The sequence below is a fragment of the Fibrella aquatilis genome, assembly GCF_017353255.1.
In the GTDB taxonomy this organism is placed as follows: Bacteria; Bacteroidota; Bacteroidia; order Cytophagales; family Spirosomataceae; genus Fibrella; species Fibrella aquatilis.
The window spans coordinates 144,127-162,258 of record NZ_JAFMYU010000006.1 but is presented as its reverse complement, the minus strand read 5'-3'; the positions used below and the strand labels follow the sequence as shown (position 1 = coordinate 162,258).

The 18,132-nt window shown below is 55.5% G+C and carries 15 protein-coding genes; 11 read left to right on the top strand and 4 right to left on the bottom strand.

The window, feature by feature from the left end:
- Positions 1–5: 5 nt before the first annotated feature.
- Positions 6–1,739, top strand: a complete 1,734-nt coding sequence (locus J2I48_RS09990) for a serine hydrolase (RefSeq protein ID WP_207335290.1) — start codon at positions 6–8, stop codon at positions 1,737–1,739.
- A 9-nt stretch (positions 1,740–1,748) separates the two neighbouring features.
- On the opposite strand, the gene J2I48_RS09985 is transcribed toward J2I48_RS09990, so the two are convergent.
- The gene (locus J2I48_RS09985; RefSeq protein WP_207335289.1) at positions 1,749–2,147 is read right to left on the bottom strand and encodes a Dabb family protein; all 399 of its coding nucleotides are present in this window, start codon (positions 2,145–2,147) and stop codon (positions 1,749–1,751) included.
- 102 nt (positions 2,148–2,249) lie between these two features.
- On the opposite strand from J2I48_RS09985, the gene J2I48_RS09980 reads away from it, so the two are divergent.
- Positions 2,250–3,287, top strand: coding sequence for a zinc dependent phospholipase C family protein (locus J2I48_RS09980; protein WP_207335416.1), 1,038 nt, complete (start codon positions 2,250–2,252; stop codon positions 3,285–3,287).
- 131 nt (positions 3,288–3,418) lie between these two features.
- On the opposite strand, the gene J2I48_RS09975 is transcribed toward J2I48_RS09980, so the two are convergent.
- Positions 3,419–4,294, bottom strand: a complete 876-nt coding sequence (locus J2I48_RS09975; RefSeq protein ID WP_207335288.1) for a sugar phosphate isomerase/epimerase family protein — start codon at positions 4,292–4,294, stop codon at positions 3,419–3,421.
- A gap of 208 nt (positions 4,295–4,502) precedes the next feature.
- On the opposite strand from J2I48_RS09975, the gene J2I48_RS09970 reads away from it, so the two are divergent.
- Entirely contained in the window at positions 4,503–6,317 is a 1,815-nt protein-coding gene (locus J2I48_RS09970; RefSeq protein ID WP_207335287.1) for a purple acid phosphatase family protein, read from the top strand.
- 146 nt (positions 6,318–6,463) lie between these two features.
- Positions 6,464–7,660 (top strand): class I SAM-dependent rRNA methyltransferase, encoded by a 1,197-nt coding sequence (locus tag J2I48_RS09965; protein ID WP_207335286.1) that lies wholly within the window; start codon positions 6,464–6,466, stop codon positions 7,658–7,660.
- A gap of 10 nt (positions 7,661–7,670) precedes the next feature.
- Here the strand turns inward: J2I48_RS09965 and J2I48_RS09960 are convergent, their stop codons facing one another.
- On the bottom strand, positions 7,671–8,066 hold the full coding sequence (locus tag J2I48_RS09960; protein WP_207335285.1) for a hypothetical protein: 396 nt from the start codon (positions 8,064–8,066) through the stop codon (positions 7,671–7,673).
- A 240-nt stretch (positions 8,067–8,306) separates the two neighbouring features.
- Between J2I48_RS09960 and rpsT the strand changes: the two genes are divergently transcribed.
- The 5 genes from rpsT to J2I48_RS09935 all read left to right on the top strand — a co-directional run bounded on the left by rpsT (position 8,307) and on the right by J2I48_RS09935 (position 12,577).
- Positions 8,307–8,573 (top strand): 30S ribosomal protein S20, encoded by a 267-nt coding sequence (gene rpsT, locus J2I48_RS09955; RefSeq protein WP_207335284.1) that lies wholly within the window; start codon positions 8,307–8,309, stop codon positions 8,571–8,573.
- A 102-nt stretch (positions 8,574–8,675) separates the two neighbouring features.
- Positions 8,676–9,389: a RadC family protein gene (radC, locus tag J2I48_RS09950; protein ID WP_374758156.1), complete on the top strand. Its 714-nt coding sequence runs from the start codon at positions 8,676–8,678 to the stop codon at positions 9,387–9,389.
- An 89-nt stretch (positions 9,390–9,478) separates the two neighbouring features.
- The gene (locus J2I48_RS09945) at positions 9,479–10,105 is read left to right on the top strand and encodes an HAD family hydrolase (RefSeq protein WP_207335283.1); all 627 of its coding nucleotides are present in this window, start codon (positions 9,479–9,481) and stop codon (positions 10,103–10,105) included.
- Between the two features lie 11 nt (positions 10,106–10,116).
- On the top strand, positions 10,117–11,274 hold the full coding sequence (locus J2I48_RS09940) for a site-2 protease family protein (protein WP_207335282.1): 1,158 nt from the start codon (positions 10,117–10,119) through the stop codon (positions 11,272–11,274).
- A 52-nt stretch (positions 11,275–11,326) separates the two neighbouring features.
- On the top strand, positions 11,327–12,577 hold the full coding sequence (locus tag J2I48_RS09935; RefSeq protein WP_207335281.1) for a 3-deoxy-D-manno-octulosonic acid transferase: 1,251 nt from the start codon (positions 11,327–11,329) through the stop codon (positions 12,575–12,577).
- Between the two features lie 19 nt (positions 12,578–12,596).
- On the opposite strand, the gene J2I48_RS09930 is transcribed toward J2I48_RS09935, so the two are convergent.
- Positions 12,597–15,098: a glutaminase family protein gene (locus J2I48_RS09930; RefSeq protein ID WP_229376034.1), complete on the bottom strand. Its 2,502-nt coding sequence runs from the start codon at positions 15,096–15,098 to the stop codon at positions 12,597–12,599.
- Positions 15,099–15,464: 366 nt separating this feature from the next.
- Between J2I48_RS09930 and J2I48_RS09925 the strand changes: the two genes are divergently transcribed.
- Positions 15,465–16,538 carry an NADH:flavin oxidoreductase/NADH oxidase gene (locus J2I48_RS09925; protein WP_207335279.1) on the top strand — a complete coding sequence of 358 codons (1,074 nt, stop codon included), beginning with the start codon at positions 15,465–15,467 and terminating at the stop codon, positions 16,536–16,538.
- Between the two features lie 104 nt (positions 16,539–16,642).
- Complete coding sequence (locus J2I48_RS09920) at positions 16,643–17,896, top strand: metal-dependent hydrolase family protein (RefSeq protein WP_207335278.1); 1,254 nt, start codon at positions 16,643–16,645, stop codon at positions 17,894–17,896.
- Positions 17,897–18,132 lie beyond the last annotated feature (236 nt).

Sequence of the window (18,132 nt, the reverse complement as noted above, 5' to 3'; positions counted from 1 at the left end):
AGCACATGAACGCACGCATACGTATAGGACTCGCCATTGGGCTGCTACTACTCAGCCACGGACTGTCATTTGCCCAGACCAAGGCCGCTAAAATTGACGATCTTGTCCGGCAATATGTTGATAACAAGCAGTTTAACGGCACCATACTCGTGGCCGAAAAAGGGCAGGTCATCTTTAAGAAAGGCTATGGCATGGCCAATATGGAGTGGGCCATTGCCAACACGCCCGACACCAGGTTCCGGCTGGGGTCCATCACCAAGCAGTTTACAGCCATGCTCATCATGCAGCTGGTAGAGCAGGGAAAACTGAAGCTAACCGACCCCATCACCACCTACCTGCCCGACTATCCTAAAGCCACCGGTGACAAGATCACTACGCATCACCTGCTCACCCACACAGCAGGCATTCCCAACTACACCAGCTTTCCGGGGTTCTTTGAAAACCAATCCCGCGAGCCATCTACGCCCACAGCGTTCGTGAAGAAATTCCAGGATATGCCGCTGGAGTTCGAGCCGGGTAGCAAGTTTTCGTACAGTAATTCGGGCTATTTTTTGCTGGGTGTGCTCATCGAAAAATTGACAGGTAAGCCTTACGCGCAGGTCTTGCAGGAAAACATTCTTTCACCACTGCAAATGAAGGATACGGGCTATGACCTGTTTGCGCCAATTATGCCTAAACGCGCGGCTGGGTACGAAAAAGCAGGTGGCAGCTACATAAATGCGCCCTATCTGGACATGTCAATTCCCTACGCGGCGGGGTCGTTGTATTCTACCGTCGAAGATCTGTACAAATGGGACCAGGCGCTGTATACAGATAAACTAGTGTCGGCAAAGGGAAAAACCGCCATGTTTACGCCGTTTAGAGATGGCTATGCCTATGGCTGGGGCGTGGGTAAGACTAAAGTGGGCGACCGCAAAGACAGTCTGCTGGTTATTGGTCACGGCGGGGGCATCAATGGTTTCAACACAGACATCAGTCGGCTTCCGCAGGATAAACAACTGGTCGTGCTGCTCAACAACACGGGCGGTGCTCCCCTTGGCGACATGCGCCGCAATATTCTCCGTATCCTGTATGATCAGCCCGTGCAGGCTCCCAAAAAGCCCATCGTTGATCTGCTTCGCCAATCGGCGCTGACAGATCCGGTGGCTACCGTACGGCAGAAATTTGCGGGCTGGCGGGCCAATAAAGCCTATGATGTCAGCGAAGAGGCGATTAACAGCCTGGGCTATGAGTTGCTGGGCAGCAAAAAACTAACCGAAGCCATCACCGTCTTCGACCTTAATGCCGAGGCATTCCCCACTTCGTTTAACGTTTACGACAGCCGGGGCGAGGCCTATCTCGCAGCTGGTGACAAGGCTCAGGCCATCCGCGACTACAAGAAATCGGTAGAACTGAATCCAAAAAACACGGGTGGCCTGGCTAAGCTAGCAGAACTGGGCCAACCCGTAGCCGCCGCAGCACCCACAACTGCCACCGTAGACAGCACCGTGTTGGCATCGTATGTGGGTGAGTATCAGCTGGCTCCTTCGTTTTCTATCAAGGTCACGCAGCAGGGTAGCCGCCTGCTGGCACAGGCTACAGGGCAGGAGCAGTTTGAAATTTTCGCCCAATCGCCCACCGAGTTTTACTACAAAGTGGTTGACGCGCAGGTGTCGTTTGTGAAAAACGATAAGGGTGAAGTAGACGGCATGGTGCTTCACCAGGGTGGCCGCAACATTCCCGGCAAGCGGGTAAAATGAGTCTAAGGTCTACGGCTGAATCTCAGCATTCACCACTAGGGTCTTAGCCCAGTTGGCTTTGTTCTCGTTAACGAAGGTTTTGTAGGCTTCGCTTTGGGCGAAGGCCTTCATATCTTCTTCGCTTTGGAAGGTCAGGTAATGCATGGCATCGTAGTCCTGATTGGTCGTTCCTGCCACAAACGTCTTTCCGGCCGTGTAGCCCACGACCTGTGGAATTTCGTGTTTTAGGGTAGCAAAATCGCGCATATGCTTTTCAACAGCTTGCGTTTTTACATCTTTCACGAAAGAAAAGCAGAAAATCTGCTGTTTCTGGGCTTTGCGAGCGGGTGAATAGGCACCATATATTAATAAACCGAGGATACAAAACAGGCCTACGATGAGGGCATATCCTTTAGATTCGCGTTGCATTACTTTGGCAATTATGTGGTTTGACAGAATTTTCTTTGCTATTTGTCATGCTTTTATTTGATACATCTTATTTTGTCTTCAAATAGTACCATGACTGAACAAATGTACAGGAATAGTATTTGGCGGTATATTTTTCACGAAAAATATTTTTTGCGGGCTTGCCTTGCGCTTGTCTGCCTGTTTGCCATTGCTCCGTTACGAGCTAACCCAAAGCCCATCAGGATGGCACCACAGTGGGGGTTCTTTGCCCATCAGCAGATCAACCGCATGGCCGTGTTTACCCTGCCACCTGAGATGATGCCGCTCTACAAAAGTCGCATTCAGTTTTTGACCGACAATGCCATCAATCCCGACAAGCGACGCTATGCCGTAGTGGACGAGGCTCCGCGCCACTTCATCGACCTCGACATCTATGCCGACACCACCCGCGAAACCCTGCCCCGGTCCTGGTCGGCGGCAGCAGCGAAATTTGGGGCCGACACCCTGGCCATGCATGGCATTGTGCCCTGGCATATTCAGTTGGTGAAATACCAGCTAACAGAGGCGTTTAAGGAAGGTAACGTCCGCAAAATCCTCCGCCTCTCGGCCGACATTGGTCACTACATTGCCGACGCCAACGTGCCGCTGCACACCACCCGCAACTACAACGGGCAGCTAACCAATCAAACGGGTATTCACGGGTTCTGGGAATCGCGTCTGCCTGAACTGTTTTCTGCTGATTACGACTGGGTAGTTGGCCCCGCCGATTACCTCGAAAAGCCTCAACAGCGAGCCTGGCGAGCCGTTTTCGATGCCCACGCCGCGCTTGATTCTGTCCTATTAATGGAGCGCAATCTCACTACCGAACTGGGTGAGGCGGGCAAGTGGAACTTTGAAGACCGCAATGGTCAGACAATCAAGGTGTATTCGGCGGCATTTTCGGCGCGGTATCACGAGCGCCTGCGTGGGCAGGTGGAGCGACAAATGCGGGCATCCATAAAAATGGTCGGCGATTTCTGGTACACCTGCTGGGTAGACGCGGGCCAACCCGACCTGAAAAAATTAGCCCGCCAAGTGGGTGACGAGGACGAAGAGCAGGCAGATATTGTTGAAAAGAAAAGCTGGCTAAAAAGGCTCTTCCAGGCGCGGGAAGAAAATTAGTCATTGGTCATTCAATGGTCATTCGCTGCGCTGTCATTTGCCTACGGCGTCATTCAATAGTCTATAACGAATGACTACTGAATGACGCCGTAGGCAAATGACAGCGCAGCGAATGACCATTGAATGACCAATCAAACTCGCAATGCCTTCATATAGGCCGAATCGGCTTCCATGCTGTTCATGGGTGCTTTTGGGTACTCTTCCTGCTCTACCAGGAAATACTTCATACCGCTTTTGCGGGCCTGTTTCAGGATGGCTTTGTAGTTCACGATGCCCTCGCCTAGGTTCTGCTGCACCACCTTGGTCCCCTCGCGTTTGTAGTCTTTGATGTGACAAAGCTCGTAGCGGCTGCCGTGCTTCTTGAGGTGATCTACTGCATTCTGGCCCGCCGCTTCTATCCAGCACATGTCCAGTTCAAACATCACGTTGAGCGGGTCGGTATTGGTCAACAGGTATTCCTGCGGCAGTTTGCCGTCCTGCGTTTTGAACGAGTAGTCGTGGTTGTGGTACCCGAATTTCAGGCCTGAACCTGAATTCCGCACGGCCTCACCCACGCGGTTGAAGCTGTCGGCCACGCGCTTCCAGTCGTCCCACGTTTTTTGGGGACCGATGTAGGGGCAGAGCATGTATTTCAGCCCCGCGCCGCTGGCCATGTCGATGTATTTGCTTAGGGTATCCGGGTTTTCCGAAGCGCCCTTAAAATCGAAGTGAGTGCTGACCATGCGCACACCGATACCATCGAGAAATGATTTCATGGCGGCGGGTTCCATGCCCCACAAAAAGCCCTGTTGCCCCTGGTAGCTTTCAAATTGCTTGTAGCCCATGTTGGCCAGTTGGGTCATCACACCTTTGGGATCATTAGGCAGCACATCGCGCACACTGTAGAGTTGCAGGCCGTACGTTTTGAACGAACCACCAAGGGCATCGGTCAGGGAAGTAGATAAAGCTACAGTACTGGCCGACAGCAGGCCCGCCTGTTTCAGAAAGTCACGTCTAGTTGATTGCATAAGGTTCGATTTTGGGCAAAAGTGCAAAAATAAGGCGATCTAATGGGCACTGGATATTGGTTGCCGAGACGTGACTACCAGACCAGCACCAGGCCAGTGGGTCGTTGCCAAGCCGCCTACGGTCTAACAGCCAACTACCAACGTCTACATTTTTGCGTACTATTGTCAAACCAAACTTGCAATAATTAACTAGCTGACTGTCAGTACAATGAAACTTATAAAGCGATGGTTTGTCGTGGTTACTGCGCTGCTGGTAAGTACTTCTTACGACACGGTATCGGCCCAGACGCCCGTCATTACCCGTGGACCATACCTGCAACTGTGTACGACCACCACCATGACCATCCGCTGGCGCACCGACCTGACCAGCGTTGGTCGGGTTACCTACGGCCTGTCGGCCAGTAGCCTTACCGGTGTAATGAGTGAAACGGCCAGCACCACCGAGCACGAATTACAACTGACAAACCTGTTACCCGACCAGCGGTACTACTATGGCGTGGGGACCACCACGGCCGTTATGGAACAAACCACCGCCAACTTCTTCCAGACCAACCCGCCCGCCACCACCAAACGCCCCCTGCGTATTGCGTCTTTTGGCGACTGCGGGGTGCTTAATACCAATCAGGCTAACGTCCACACGGGCTTTCTGAACTACCGGGGCACTACCCCCACCGACCTCTGGATGCTCATTGGCGACAATGCCTACGACGGCGACGATGCGCAGTATCAGAACAGCTTTTTTCAGCCCTACCGCGACAACCTGCTGAAGAACACCACTCTATTCACTATTCCCGGTAACCACGACTACATCAACAGTGCCGCTCTGGCCGCCAGCCACGCTATTCCCTACTTTTCTATATTCACCCTGCCCGCCAACGCCGAAGCAGGCGGGGTGGCATCGGGCACACGGGAGTGGTACTCGTTCGACTATGGTCCCATCCATTTTGTCATGCTCGACGGCTACGGTACCCGCACCGTGGGCGGCATGCAAAAGAAAGTATACGACGACACGCTAAACCACCCGCAGGCCATTTGGCTGAAGCAGGACCTGACGGCCAACACCAAAAAATGGACCATCGTCTACCTCCACTTTCCGCCCTATACGCAGGGGTCGCATAACTCCGAAACAGAGGGCGACCTGATTGCCATTCGGCAGCGGGTGAACCCCATCCTGGAGCGGTTTGGTGTCGATATGGTGGTCACGGGGCATAGTCACGTCTACGAACGGTCGTACCCGATTCATGACCACCGCGGCCCCATGGCTGAGTTTGCGGCCAGCCCCGCCAACTTTCGCTACCCTGCCGATGCCAGTTCGGGCCGCTACGACGGTTCTGCCAACTCGTGTCCCTACCTCCGGAAGTCGGCGAAGCAGAAGCAGGGCACGGTCTATGTGGTGTCGGGGTCGGCCGGGCAGCTGGGCAAAATTGCCGGTCTGGGTAACCACCCTGTGATGGCTTTTACGGAAAAAAACGTGGGCGGGTCGTTCTATATGGAGGTGGAAGACAACCGGCTCGATGCCAAATTTATCCAAGCCAATGCCCCCAGTTTCGGTGTGGTAACGGATCAGTTTACGCTTATGAAAGACGTGAGCAAAACGCAGTCGCTGACTAATACAGCAGGTCAATCTGTCACACTAACAGCTTCGTTTATAGCCGATTACCAGTGGAGTAATCCCGCCAGCAGCACGTTTACTGCCGTGGGCCGTACGCTGACAGTGACCCCGTCAGCAGGCACGGTACAGACTTACGTGGTTACCGACAGCAAGCAATGCCTCCGCGATGTGTATACCGTTTATACCTACGACGGCGACCTGAGCACAACCAAAGTTGGCAACTGGAATGATCCCTCCGTCTGGTCGGCCAACCGAGTACCCAACCGTTTCGACATGGTACGCATTGGACACGCCATTACGATCCCCGCCAATGTGCAGGCGCTAGCCGGGCAGGTACGTTACGCCTCCGGAAAACGTCTGTTCTACGCTACCGGGGCTAGGCTGCAAATCAGTATGCAGCCTTTACGGTGAACAGTTCTACAGTATGCAGTATGCAGTGTTGTCTATGCCAGAGCACTATATGCTAGCCTATTCTCTTGCGCTGAGATGTCGGACCGCAGCAACACTGCATACTGTAGAACTGTTCACTGCATACTGTAAACTACCTTTGCCCCACAATGACATACCCCCAAGTTATTCTCCAAAAAGGCCGCGACGAGGCCGTGCGCCGGTTTCACCCCTGGGTGTTTTCGGGTGCCGTAGCCAAACGCGACCCACACCTCGAAGACGGTGATATCGTTGATGTGCTCGATAGCCGCAATACCTACCTCGGCACAGGGCATTTTCACGACGGCAGCATTCTGGTACGCCTGTTTTCGTTTGCGGCCCACACCAACGGACAAACCATAGTACCCGACGTCGATTTCTGGACCCAAAAACTCGCGCAGATCCGGGCGGTACGCACCGCGCTGATTCCTCCACATACCAACTGCTACCGCCTGGTTCACGGCGAAGGCGATGGTTGTTCGGGCCTCATTATCGACATCTATGACGGAGTGGCCGTGTTGCAGGCGCACTCCATTGGTATGCACCGACAGCGGCAGCCCATTGTAGAGGCTCTGCAACGCGTTTTCGGCCCTGACCTGGTAGCCGTTTATGACAAAAGCGTGGAATCACTGCCCGACAATTACGCCGCCGGGGTGCAAAACGGCTACCGCTACGGCCGCGCCGACACACCGCGGCCCGTTATGGAAAACGGCCACATGTTTATGGTCGACTGGATTACGGGGCAGAAAACGGGTTTTTTCCTCGATCAGCGTGACAACCGCCAACTATTGGCTCGCTATGCACCTGGCAAACGCGTACTAAACGCGTTTTGCTACTCAGGCGGGTTCTCGGTCTATGCCCTCACGGCTGGTGCCAGCCTCGTGCATTCCGTCGACGTGTCGCAAAAGGCTATCGAACTGACTAACCAGAATGTGACGGCCAACCCCGGTTTTCCCGGCACGCACGAGGCCATTGCCGACGACGTAATGCACTATTTGAAAGAACACGATCATCAGTATGACGTGGTGGTGCTCGACCCACCGGCCTACGCCAAAAGTCAGTCGGCCCGGCACCGGGCGGTGCAGGGCTACAAACGGCTGAACGTGGAGGGCCTCAGGCGCGTGGCACCGGGCGGCATTCTGTTCACGTTTTCGTGTTCACAGGTAGTAGACCGTGAGCTATTCTACAACACTATTGTGGCCGCCGCCATCGAAGCCGGTCGGCAGGTGCGTGTACTCCACCACCTGAGCCAGCCTGCCGACCACCCCGTGAGCCTCTTCCACCCCGAAGGTGGCTACCTAAAGGGGTTGGTGCTGTGGGTGGAATAGTGGTCAATGACTAATTCAAGTGCACCAAGGCCGATTTGTAGACGCGTGATTCGAGCGTGTCGAGCCACTGGTTGAGGTGGTCGCTTTGGTCGCGGGCAGTAGCAAGCTCGGCGTCTACCTGGCGGAGCAGGAAATAAAGCTCGTGCACATGGCACCACTGCTGGTTGAGGGCGGCGGCATGGTCGGCGGAGCTAGGGCGCTGGCGGCTTTCGGCGGTGAGACGGCGGAGGCTCTGGCGCAGGTGATAGCGCAGGGTCATCAATCGGCTGGCTACTGGCAGCGACTGGTATTGCCGCTCTAGTTGCGTGATACCCCGCGAGAGGAGGGTGTTGCGCTGATTGAGCTGGTCGGAAACGACCATCCAAGCTTGTTCGGCCTGAAGGGCTTCATACGTGATGCTTCTCATAGTAGTAAATGTTACGGACTCAAATCTATCAATTTGACCGAATAAATACCGTGCCGGTTTAGTGAATTAATAGATTAAATTTTGCATATAAATGAATTGGCCAAATAACTACTCAGTTTTTGTCCACCGTCAGCCTGTTGGAACAAATACAGCTCTGAATTGGGGGTAATTGCTTGTGATTACCGGCATAAACTGCTACTTTTGCGCACTCATTTCGGAAACCGAACACATTCAGTACCAATGGCAAATCATAAAAATACCAAGAAAGCGATACGGACTAATGCCAAAAAGCGTCTTCTGAACCGCTACCAGGCCGTAACCGCCCGCAACCTCGTGAAGCGGCTGCGTCTGAGCAACGATCACGCTGAAGCCAACGACCTGCTCAAGACCGTGATCTCGAAGCTTGACAAACTGGCTAAGAAAAACATCATCCACAAGAATAAAGCCGCCAACAATAAGTCAAAGTTGACGCGTATGGTGAACAAACTGGCACCTGTGGCCGCCTAAGTAACAGGCCGGTTTGCCCAGTACCACACGGACCTTATCTGCCTAGTCGGATAAGGTTTTTTGTTGTCCGGGCCGTACTTTGCAGCACCACCTGTAACCTACCTGACCGTGAACGATACGCCTGCTTACCAGCCCCTTCGCAGTATTAAAAGCTGGGCCGAAGAAGACCGCCCCCGCGAAAAACTGATGCTCAAGGGCAAAGCCGCCCTAACCGACGCCGAACTACTGGCTATCCTGATCAATTCCGGCACCGCCGACCTGTCGGCGGTTGACGTGGCGCGAAAGATTTTGGAAGGAGTGGGGGGCAGCCTGCATGAACTGGCCAGGCGCAACGTAAAAGAGCTGTCCAAGTTCAGGGGCATTGGTGAGGCGCGGGCTATCACCATTGTGGCGGCGCTGGAACTGGGTCGGCGGCGGCGGGAGCAGGAACCTCTGCAACGGCGGCGTATCACCTGCTCGCGTGATGCCTATGACGAAATCCGCCCGCATTTGCTTGACAAGCCACACGAAGAGTTCTGGGTGCTGCTACTTAACCGGGGGAACGAAGTGATCCGGCCTGTGCAGATCAGCGCGGGGGGTATTTCGGGCACCGTGGCCGACCCGCGCATTATTTTCAAAGCGGGACTGGAGCAACTGGCCAGCGGCATTATTCTGGTGCACAACCACCCGTCGGGCAACCTGACCCCCTCACAAGCCGACCGCGACCTGACCCGCAAACTAAAAGACGGTGCCCGCCTGCTCGACATGCCCATTTTAGACCACCTGATCCTCTCTGACCGAACCTACCTGAGCTTCGCTGACGAGGGGATACTATAGTTGGATGCTGGACACTGGATGTTGGATATTGGACACTAGACATCTGACATCCCCTATAATCCAGTGTCCAACGTCCAACTTCTTTTCCTATGAAAAACCTCATTTTCGACCTTGGCGACGTGATTATCCCGATTGATCTGCGGGCACCGTTGCGCAATTTCGCCATGCTAGCCAATATGACCGAGGAGGCTACGGAGGCGCTTTGGAAGCAGCACGGCATCTGGCAGCGTCACGAAACCGGCCTCATTGACGACGATACCTTCCGGGCGGCGGTACGCGAGATCATGGGTAACCAGCCCAACAGCCCCGCCAACTGGGCCGACGAGGTGATTGACACGGCCTGGAATACGGTGCTGCTCGATTTGCCCGTCGAGCGCATTGAGCGCATCAGGGCTTTGGCGCTAAACTACCGGCTATTTTTGCTCAGCAACACCAACGCCATTCATATTCGGGAAGTTAACCGGCGGCTGGATTCGCTGGGTCAGCCACCGCTGGAGACCCTGTTTGAGCGGGTATTCTATTCCCACGACCTGAAAATGGCCAAACCCAGTCCCGGCATTTTTCAGCACGTGCTCCGCGAAGCAAGCCTGGCAGCTGAAGAAACCGCCTTTTTCGACGATAACGCGGGGAACATCGAGGCAGCGGCGGCGTTAGGTATTCAGGCAGTACATGTAGCAGCACCGCTCACAATCCTGGACTACCTTAAGGACTACTGACTCCCTTTTTTATGCAACAACCCAAGTACTGGCTTCATATTCTGCTGTTTCTTATTACCCTAGCCACCACCACTGCCGCCGGTGCCGAGTGGATGTATGGGCGCTATTTTTTAGGGCCGCAGGCTATGGGTTGGCCCGAATTCTGGGCCGGGCTAAACTTCTCGCTTCCATTTCTGACGGTGCTTACAGTGCACGAATTCGGGCATTACTTTGTGGCCAAAGCCAACCGGGTCCGGGTTACGCTGCCTTACTACATACCCCTCTGGCTGGGGTTTGGGCTGGGGCAGAGCATTGGCACCATGGGCGCGTTTATCCGCATTCAGGAGTTTATTACCAGTCGCCGGAAATACTTTGATATTGGTATTGCAGGGCCACTGGCGGGGTTTGTGGTGGCGTTGGGGCTGCTCTGGTATGGTTTTACGCACCTGCCCCCCGTCGATTATATCTTCACGATCCACCCCGAATATAAGCAGTATGGCCTCGATTACGGCAGGCATGTGACCGAGGCCGTAGACAAAGCCAAAGCTGCGGGCAACTTGTCGGCGGTGGTGCTGGGCGATAGCCTGCTGTTCTGGTTTTTCAAGACCTACGTGGCTGACCCCAGCCGATTGCCGCACCCCTACGAAATGGTGCATTACCCCTATCTGCTGGCGGGCTACCTGTCGTTGTTTTTCACATCGCTGAACCTGATCCCCATTGGTCAACTCGACGGGGGGCATGTGCTGTACGGGCTGATTGGTCGGCGGCGGTTCAACGCGCTGGCTCCGGTGCTGTTCACCGGCTTTATCTTCTACGGCGGACTGGGGTTATTCAAGCTATCGGACTTTGCCACCTCGGATGATGCCGTTTTTCTGGACCAATTTAGCAAACTGATTTTCTACGGCGTAACGTTGTTCCTCATGTTTTCGCGGGTGAGTGAGCAGTGGGTAACCAACCTGCTGATAGCCACAAGCGTGATGGCCGTGCAGTTTGGCGTGTCGTTTTTCGTTCCGCAGGCCGAAGGCTACGCTGGCTTTTTGGTATTTGGGTTCGTGCTGGGCCGTTTTTTGGGCGTTTACCACCCCGAAACCGAGCAGGACGAACCCCTCGACACGCGCCGTATACTCCTCGGCCTGTTGGCCCTGTTGGTGTTTGTCCTCAGCTTTAGTCCGAAGCCGTTTATGGATTAGTAGTTTAAAGTTCAAGGTTTAAACTTTAGACTTTAAACCTTGAACTCATTTCATGTTCTTCTACAACCTCACCATTTTTCTCTACAGTCTGGCTGTTCGGCTGGCGGCTCCGTTCAACCGGAAGGCGCGGCTGTTGGTGGCGGGGCGGGCACGTTGGCGAGAGCCGTTTGCCCAAAAACCACTCGACCGTGACGACGGACCGCCCACGCGACCGGTGGCGTGGTTTCATGCCGCGTCGTTGGGTGAATTTGAGCAGGGGAGGCCCGTGATCGAAGCATTTCGGCAGCAACATCCTGATTATCAGATTGTGCTGTCTTTTTTTTCGCCCTCCGGCTACGAGGTGCGCAAGACCTATGCGGGTGCCGACGTGGTGACGTACCTCCCCGCCGATACGCCCGCTAATGCCCGCGACTGGATGGCGTTGGTCCGTCCGCAAAAAGCGTTTTTTATCAAGTACGAATTCTGGTACCACTACCTCCGCGCCCTGCACGAAGCCAATGTAGAAACCAGTTCGTTCTCCGCCATTTTTCGGCCAGATCAGCTGTTTTTCAAGCCCTGGGGTGGTTTCTACAGGAAACTGCTGACCTACTTTACTCATATTTTCGTGCAAAATCAGGCCTCGGTCGATCTGCTTCGGGGTATCGGGATCACCAACGTAACGCTGGCGGGCGATACCCGTTTCGACCGGGTGGCGCAGGTGGCGGCGGGCAAACGACCCATTCCCGAGGTGGCCCAATTTGTCGGTAATGACCCTGTGTTGGTGGTCGGTAGCGCCTGGGCCGCCGATATGGCCGTGCTGATTCCATTCCTGAACCAGTTTGACCAACCATTGCGCGTGATCATTGCCCCGCACGAGATTCATCCCGACGAAATCAGCGGTTGGCAGGCGCAATTGAAAAAGCCCTCGATTCGGTTTTCTGAAATTAGTGGACTGCCTGGCAGTCAGTTAGCTACTATTAACTACCTGTTCATCGACAACATCGGCATGTTGACCTCGCTGTATCAATACGGCACGTTTGCGTTCATTGGCGGGGCATTTGGCAAGGGGCTGCACAACTGCCTCGAAGCCGCCACGTTTGGCCTGCCCTTGTTTTTCGGCCCCAACTACCAGAAGTTCCAGGAAGCCACCGACCTTATCGCGCAGGGTGGTGCCTTCTCGGTCCAAAACACCGTCGACTTCTCGCTGAAATTCAACGACTTATACAAAAATGCCCCAGCACGCGAACGGGCCGGGGCAGTCTGTAAGCAGTATGTGTTGGGTAATGTGGGGGCAACTGAAAAAATCAGTAGCAGTTGGCAGTAGCACCTAGCTACTCACGGTCTCACTTCTCCAGCATCTTGATAAAATACCCCCCTACTACTGACCGGGCCTGGAAGCCTACTTTGTGGCCGTTGGTGGTTTCGTGCCAGTCGTTCAGGGGTACGCGGTCGGGGGTTTCGGTGGCGAAACGGAGGATGGGTTGAATCAGTGTCTCGAAGTCAGCCTGCTTATCGGCAAGGGTGGCCGTCCAGGCAATCCAGTCCGATTTGGTGTAGGTACGCCGACTATCGAGGGGCAGGCCGAAGGGCTGCTGTTTGGTGAGGTAGAAGGCCACTTCCTGTTGCGCCACTTCCTGCGGAAAGATATTCAGGTTCAGCAGTTTATCCCAGACGAGGTTGTATTTCTGGCTCCAGGTGCCGGGGTTGTCAAACGTCAGCGTGTAGTGTGTGCCGGTGGGGTCTTTGGCCAGCGTTATCCACTGCTTCGCCAGGCTGCGGGCCAGCGTCAGGTACTCGGTTTCGGTGTGGCTGTCGCCTAGTTTTCCGGCCAAATAACCATAGCTGGCAATGCCCATGATGGCTTTCACGCTCAGGTTAGCGTTGCGGGCAATATGACCGGCAAAGTCGTCGGTGCAGAGCTGATTGGCGGGGTCGAAACCGTCTTTCTTCAGGTAGTCAACCCAGGTGGTCAGCACGGGCCAATGTTGCCGGGCATAGTTGGCGTTGCCTTCGGCGTGGGCCAGGGCGGCGGTCAGGATCAACATGTTACCACACTCTTCCACGGGCATGTCTTCGCCGTATGTTTGGCCGTTGGCAATAGGGTAGGTGCCCACATCGTGCGCGGCAAACGGCTTGGTCCAGCGCCCGCTTTCCGAGTAGTGGAAGATGGGTTCCAGCATGCCTTTCAGCAGCGTGGGGTTGTATTTCAGGAACAGCGGTGCCGACGGGTAGGTCACGTCGACGGTGCCGATGGAGCCGTTGGAGAAATTCTCTTTCGAGAAAAACAGCGGCTGAGACGCCAGCCCGGTTCCATCAGGGCCAGCCACCAGCTTGTGGGCGGCAATAGCCTGCCGGTAGGCCAGCACACAGAGGTCGGCATAGGTGGTGCCACCGGCCTTCAGGGCATCGGCGTACAGCGTTTTGTCGAACGTGGTGCAGGCCTGTTTCAGCGTAAAATAGTCTGATTCTGCTGCCGAAAGAGCTTTTTCCATAATGAGTTCCGACCCGATGCTGCCGATCTGCTTATCGTAGCGCCGCCACCAGGCGTTAAGCGGCTGACCGAAATACTCGATGGCCTTGAGGTCGTCGTAGCCAATGAGCAGGTGTCGCTCCACGGGTTTGTCGGCCACGCGGCCCAGGCTGAACGAGGTGGCCAGCACCACGGTACTATCGGTGATCATGTTGGGTCGACCACCCGCCCGGATATCCGACACCAGTCCCTCGCGCTCGAACTGATTCACCGACCCGGCCAGTGTACCAATGCGGTGGCTCGTGCCGGGACCGTCGGGCGCGGCAATGTACAGATGCCCCCAGTCGATGCGCACGTTATCGCCTTTTTTGCCCAGCACTTTTTGCTCGGCAGTGCCCACGCGCAGCCAATGCAGCGGCTGTTTGCCCGCCACCCGCCCGCGCCGCCACGTTACAGGCTGACCGGGATTATCGACGGCAATGTCGGATGAAGCGTCCTGGTAAATCTCTACCTGATGGAGCTGACCATCAATGGCTTGAGCGCTATAGGTGACGTACTGAACGGGCCGCGACAGCACGTCGAGGTTGTCCATCAGCAGGGGTGCCATGAACGTGACCGTCAGGCGTACGCCCCCCGCCTCGAACGTGTATTGCGACTGCGTGGCCGACAGCTGTTTGCTCGTTTGAGTAGCCGCCCGCAGGTCCATGCTTCGTTCCTGCAATAACCCCAGATCAATGAACTGAGGACCACCAAAATTCTGGCTGTGGTAGGCAATCATGTTACGACCCGGCCTGAGCAAATCGGCCGCCAGCCGCCCGGTACTGGTGAGTTCGTAATTGGGCGACACACCGCCCGCACCTGCCACGCGCTGCCCGTTTATAAACAGTTCGTAGTTGTCGTTGTAGCTCGCGTTGACCAGCAATCGGCCCTTCGGCACCTGATCGAGAATCACTTCCCGACGCACCCAGATATCGTTGGTTGTCCAGGCCGTTTTGTCGGTAGGGCGGGAGCCAAACGGAGCCTGCCCGTGCTGCCACTGGCTATCGTCGAACGTGGGTTGCATCCAGGCATCGGAGCCGGGTGAATCAGTTCGGAATTTGGCCTCGTAGGGCATACGCTGTCCCGACCGAGCCACCGTGTCGCCCACGAACGTAGGGTTGCCCATGAAGCGAAAAACGGTGCCGTCGACGCGCAGGAGGCCGTTTAAGGCGTGGGAGCGGCCTGTCCAGTGGCGGGTGGGCTGGTCGTTGAGTTGGTCGCCAAACGACCAGATGCTGGTATAGGGGTCAATGGTAATAAGGGGTGTGGCGGGCGGATTCAACGCCGCGCTGGCCACACCGATGAGGGACTGAGAGCGTCCGTCGCTGAGGTTCATAAAGACGAGAAGTAGTGCAAGTACGAGTGGTGTTGCAAACATACATTTCAGCGATAAACTATTGCACCTATAGAACATATTTTTTAACTATTTTAATTTGATACAGATAAGAGGTGAGAGACAAGAGTTGAGAGACAAGAGTTGAGAGGTAAGAGGTAAGAGGTAAGAGGTAAGAGATAAGAAATGAGCGATAAGAGTCTGTTGTGCCGCCGGATTAGGAAACCCGGCAGCACGGTATCTAACAAAGACTGGCCTGCTCCGAACATATCGGGTTCTTTTTATCTTCTAAAATGGACAGCCGTCTTCTACTGCTTAACTCTTGTTTCTTGCTTCTCATTTCTTGCCTCTCATTTCTTGCCTCTAACCATGCCTTCTCACCTCTTTTCGCCGTTTACACTTCGCGGCATTGAGTTTAAAAATCGTATCGTGGTCTCACCCATGTGCCAGTACTCCAGCGTCGATGGGTTTGCCAATGACTGGCACCTGGTGAACCTGGGTAGCCGGGCGGTGGGGGGTGCGGGGCTGGTTCTGTCAGAAGCCGCTGCCATCTCGCCCGAAGGCCGCATCACGCCCCACGACCTGGGTATCTGGTCGGATGAGCACGTGGCGGGGCTGAAACGCATCACCGATTTTCTGACTGCCAACGGTGCTGTACCGGGTATTCAACTGGCTCATGCGGGTCGAAAAGCAAGCCATAACCGGCCCTGGGAGGGTGGGAAGGGCATTTCGCCAACTGAACCCGGTGGCTGGCAGACGGTAGCGCCTAGTGCTGTTGCCTTTGCCGAAACCAGCCCGGTCCCTGCGGCATTGGACGAAGAGGGCATCCAGAAAATTCGTGCCGACTTCCGCGAAGCGACCCATCGGGCTTTATTGGCGGGGTTTGTGGTGGCCGAGATCCACGCGGCGCACGGCTATTTGCTGCACCAGTTTCTATCGCCCATCAGCAATCAGCGCACCGACCAGTACGGTGGTTCTTTTGACAACAGGGTACGGTTGCTGCTCGACATTGTGGCCGACGTGCGCGCTATCTGGCCCGCTGACTACCCTCTATTTGTGCGTATTTCGGCCACCGACTGGGCCGAAGGTGGCTGGACACCCGACGAATCGGTGGCCCTCTCGGCCTTGCTGAAAGACCAGGGCGTTGATCTCATCGACTGCTCATCGGGCGGTACTGTGCCTAGGCCCACCATCCCACTTGGCCCAGGTTATCAGGTGCCGTTTGCCGAACGAATCAAACGTGAAACGGGTATGCCAACGGGGGCTGTGGGCCTGATCACCACCGCCGAACAGGCCGAGGCCATCCTGGCCGCCGGTCAGGCAGATCTGATTCTATTGGCCCGTGAATCCCTCCGTGACCCCTATTTTCCGCTCCACGCCGCCCATACGCTGGGTGAAGACATCCCCTGGCCGGTGCAGTATGAACGGGCGAAGAAGGTTTAATGTACAATGAATAATGCACAATGTACAATGCGCGAAGCCGAGCGGTCGGAGCGCATTGTACATTGTGCATTATTCATTGTACATTAAACCTTCTTCGCCCGTTTATGCCCCAAGCCCTCCGCCCTCTGCTTCTTACGCTCTGCCTCTCTACCACCGCTTTTGCCCAAAAAACGTTGCTGTTGCGTCCGGCGCGGGTGTTTGATGGGGAGGCTGTTCACGAAAACTGGTCGGTGCGGGTGAAGAATGACCGGATCGAAGTGGTGGGGCCTGCGGCTTCGCTGGCAACGTTACCAACCGATTCGGTGATCGACCTGCCCGGTGCCACCTTGCTGCCGGGGTTGATTGAAGGGCATTCGCACCTGCTGTTGCACCCCTACAACGAAACGCCCTGGGATGATCAGGTGCTGCGCGAAGCCCGGTCTATGCGGGTGGCGCGGGCCACGGTACACGCCCAGCGAACGCTGCGGGCAGGCTTTACCACCGTGCGCGACTTAGGTACGGAAGGGGCTGATTATGATGATGTTGGTCTGAAACAGGCTATTGAAAAGGGCATTATTCCGGGGCCGCGCATGGTGGTAGCTACGCGGGCACTTATTGCCACGGGTAGCTATGCGCCCAAGGGATTTAGTCCCGACATCGACGTGCCGCAGGGAGCTGAAGAAGCCGACGGGCACGACCGGCTGATTCAGGCCGTGCGGCGGCAGATTGGCAAAGGGGCCGACGTGATCAAGGTCTACGCCGACTACCGCTGGGGCCTGATGGGCGAGGCAAAACCAACCTTCACGCTTGACGAACTGAAGACGATTGTGGCCGTAGCCAAAAGCAGCGGGCGCGGTGTGGTGGCCCATGCCGGTTCGGCAGAGGGGATGCGGCGGGCTATTCTGGCGGGCTGCGAAACCCTGGAGCATGGCGATGCCGGTACGCCCGAAATTTTTGCGCTGATGAAGCAGCACGGCACGGCGCTGTGCCCCACGGTGGCGGCGGGCGATGCCATTGCGCAGTACCGGGGCTGGAAACGGGGAACGCCCGAACCCGAACGACTCAAACAAAAGCGTGAGACCTTCCGGCAGGCCCTGGCGGCGGGCGTAACTATGTGCGCTGGCGGCGACGTAGGCGTATTTCCGCACGGCGACAATGCCCGCGAACTGGAACTGATGGTCGATTACGGCATGACACCCCTGGCGGTGCTCCGATCGGCCACGTCTATCAACGCCGATGTGTTTCATCTGGCCGACCGGGGGCGTATACGATCTGGTCTGCTAGCCGATCTGGTGGCCGTCATGGGTGATCCAACGCGGCAGATGGCCGACATACGGCGGGTATTACTGGTGCTGAAAGGTGGAGCGGTAATTAAATAGCGTTCAGCTGTATCGTAAGTATTAACTACCTGATAGCGTGTTACCAGCGATTGCATGACACGTCAAAAGGGCGCTGTGTTAGCCCATTTTACAGGCGAACACAGAGGCTTCTGACTATGTTGTTTGTACTTAGGGTATGTAAGGTGATGAATAGCACACATGCAGGTAAGTGCCTCATTTTTAACCTCGTTAATTGCCTAAAATCATGTATTTTCGTAGGCACTTGATCAACGTGT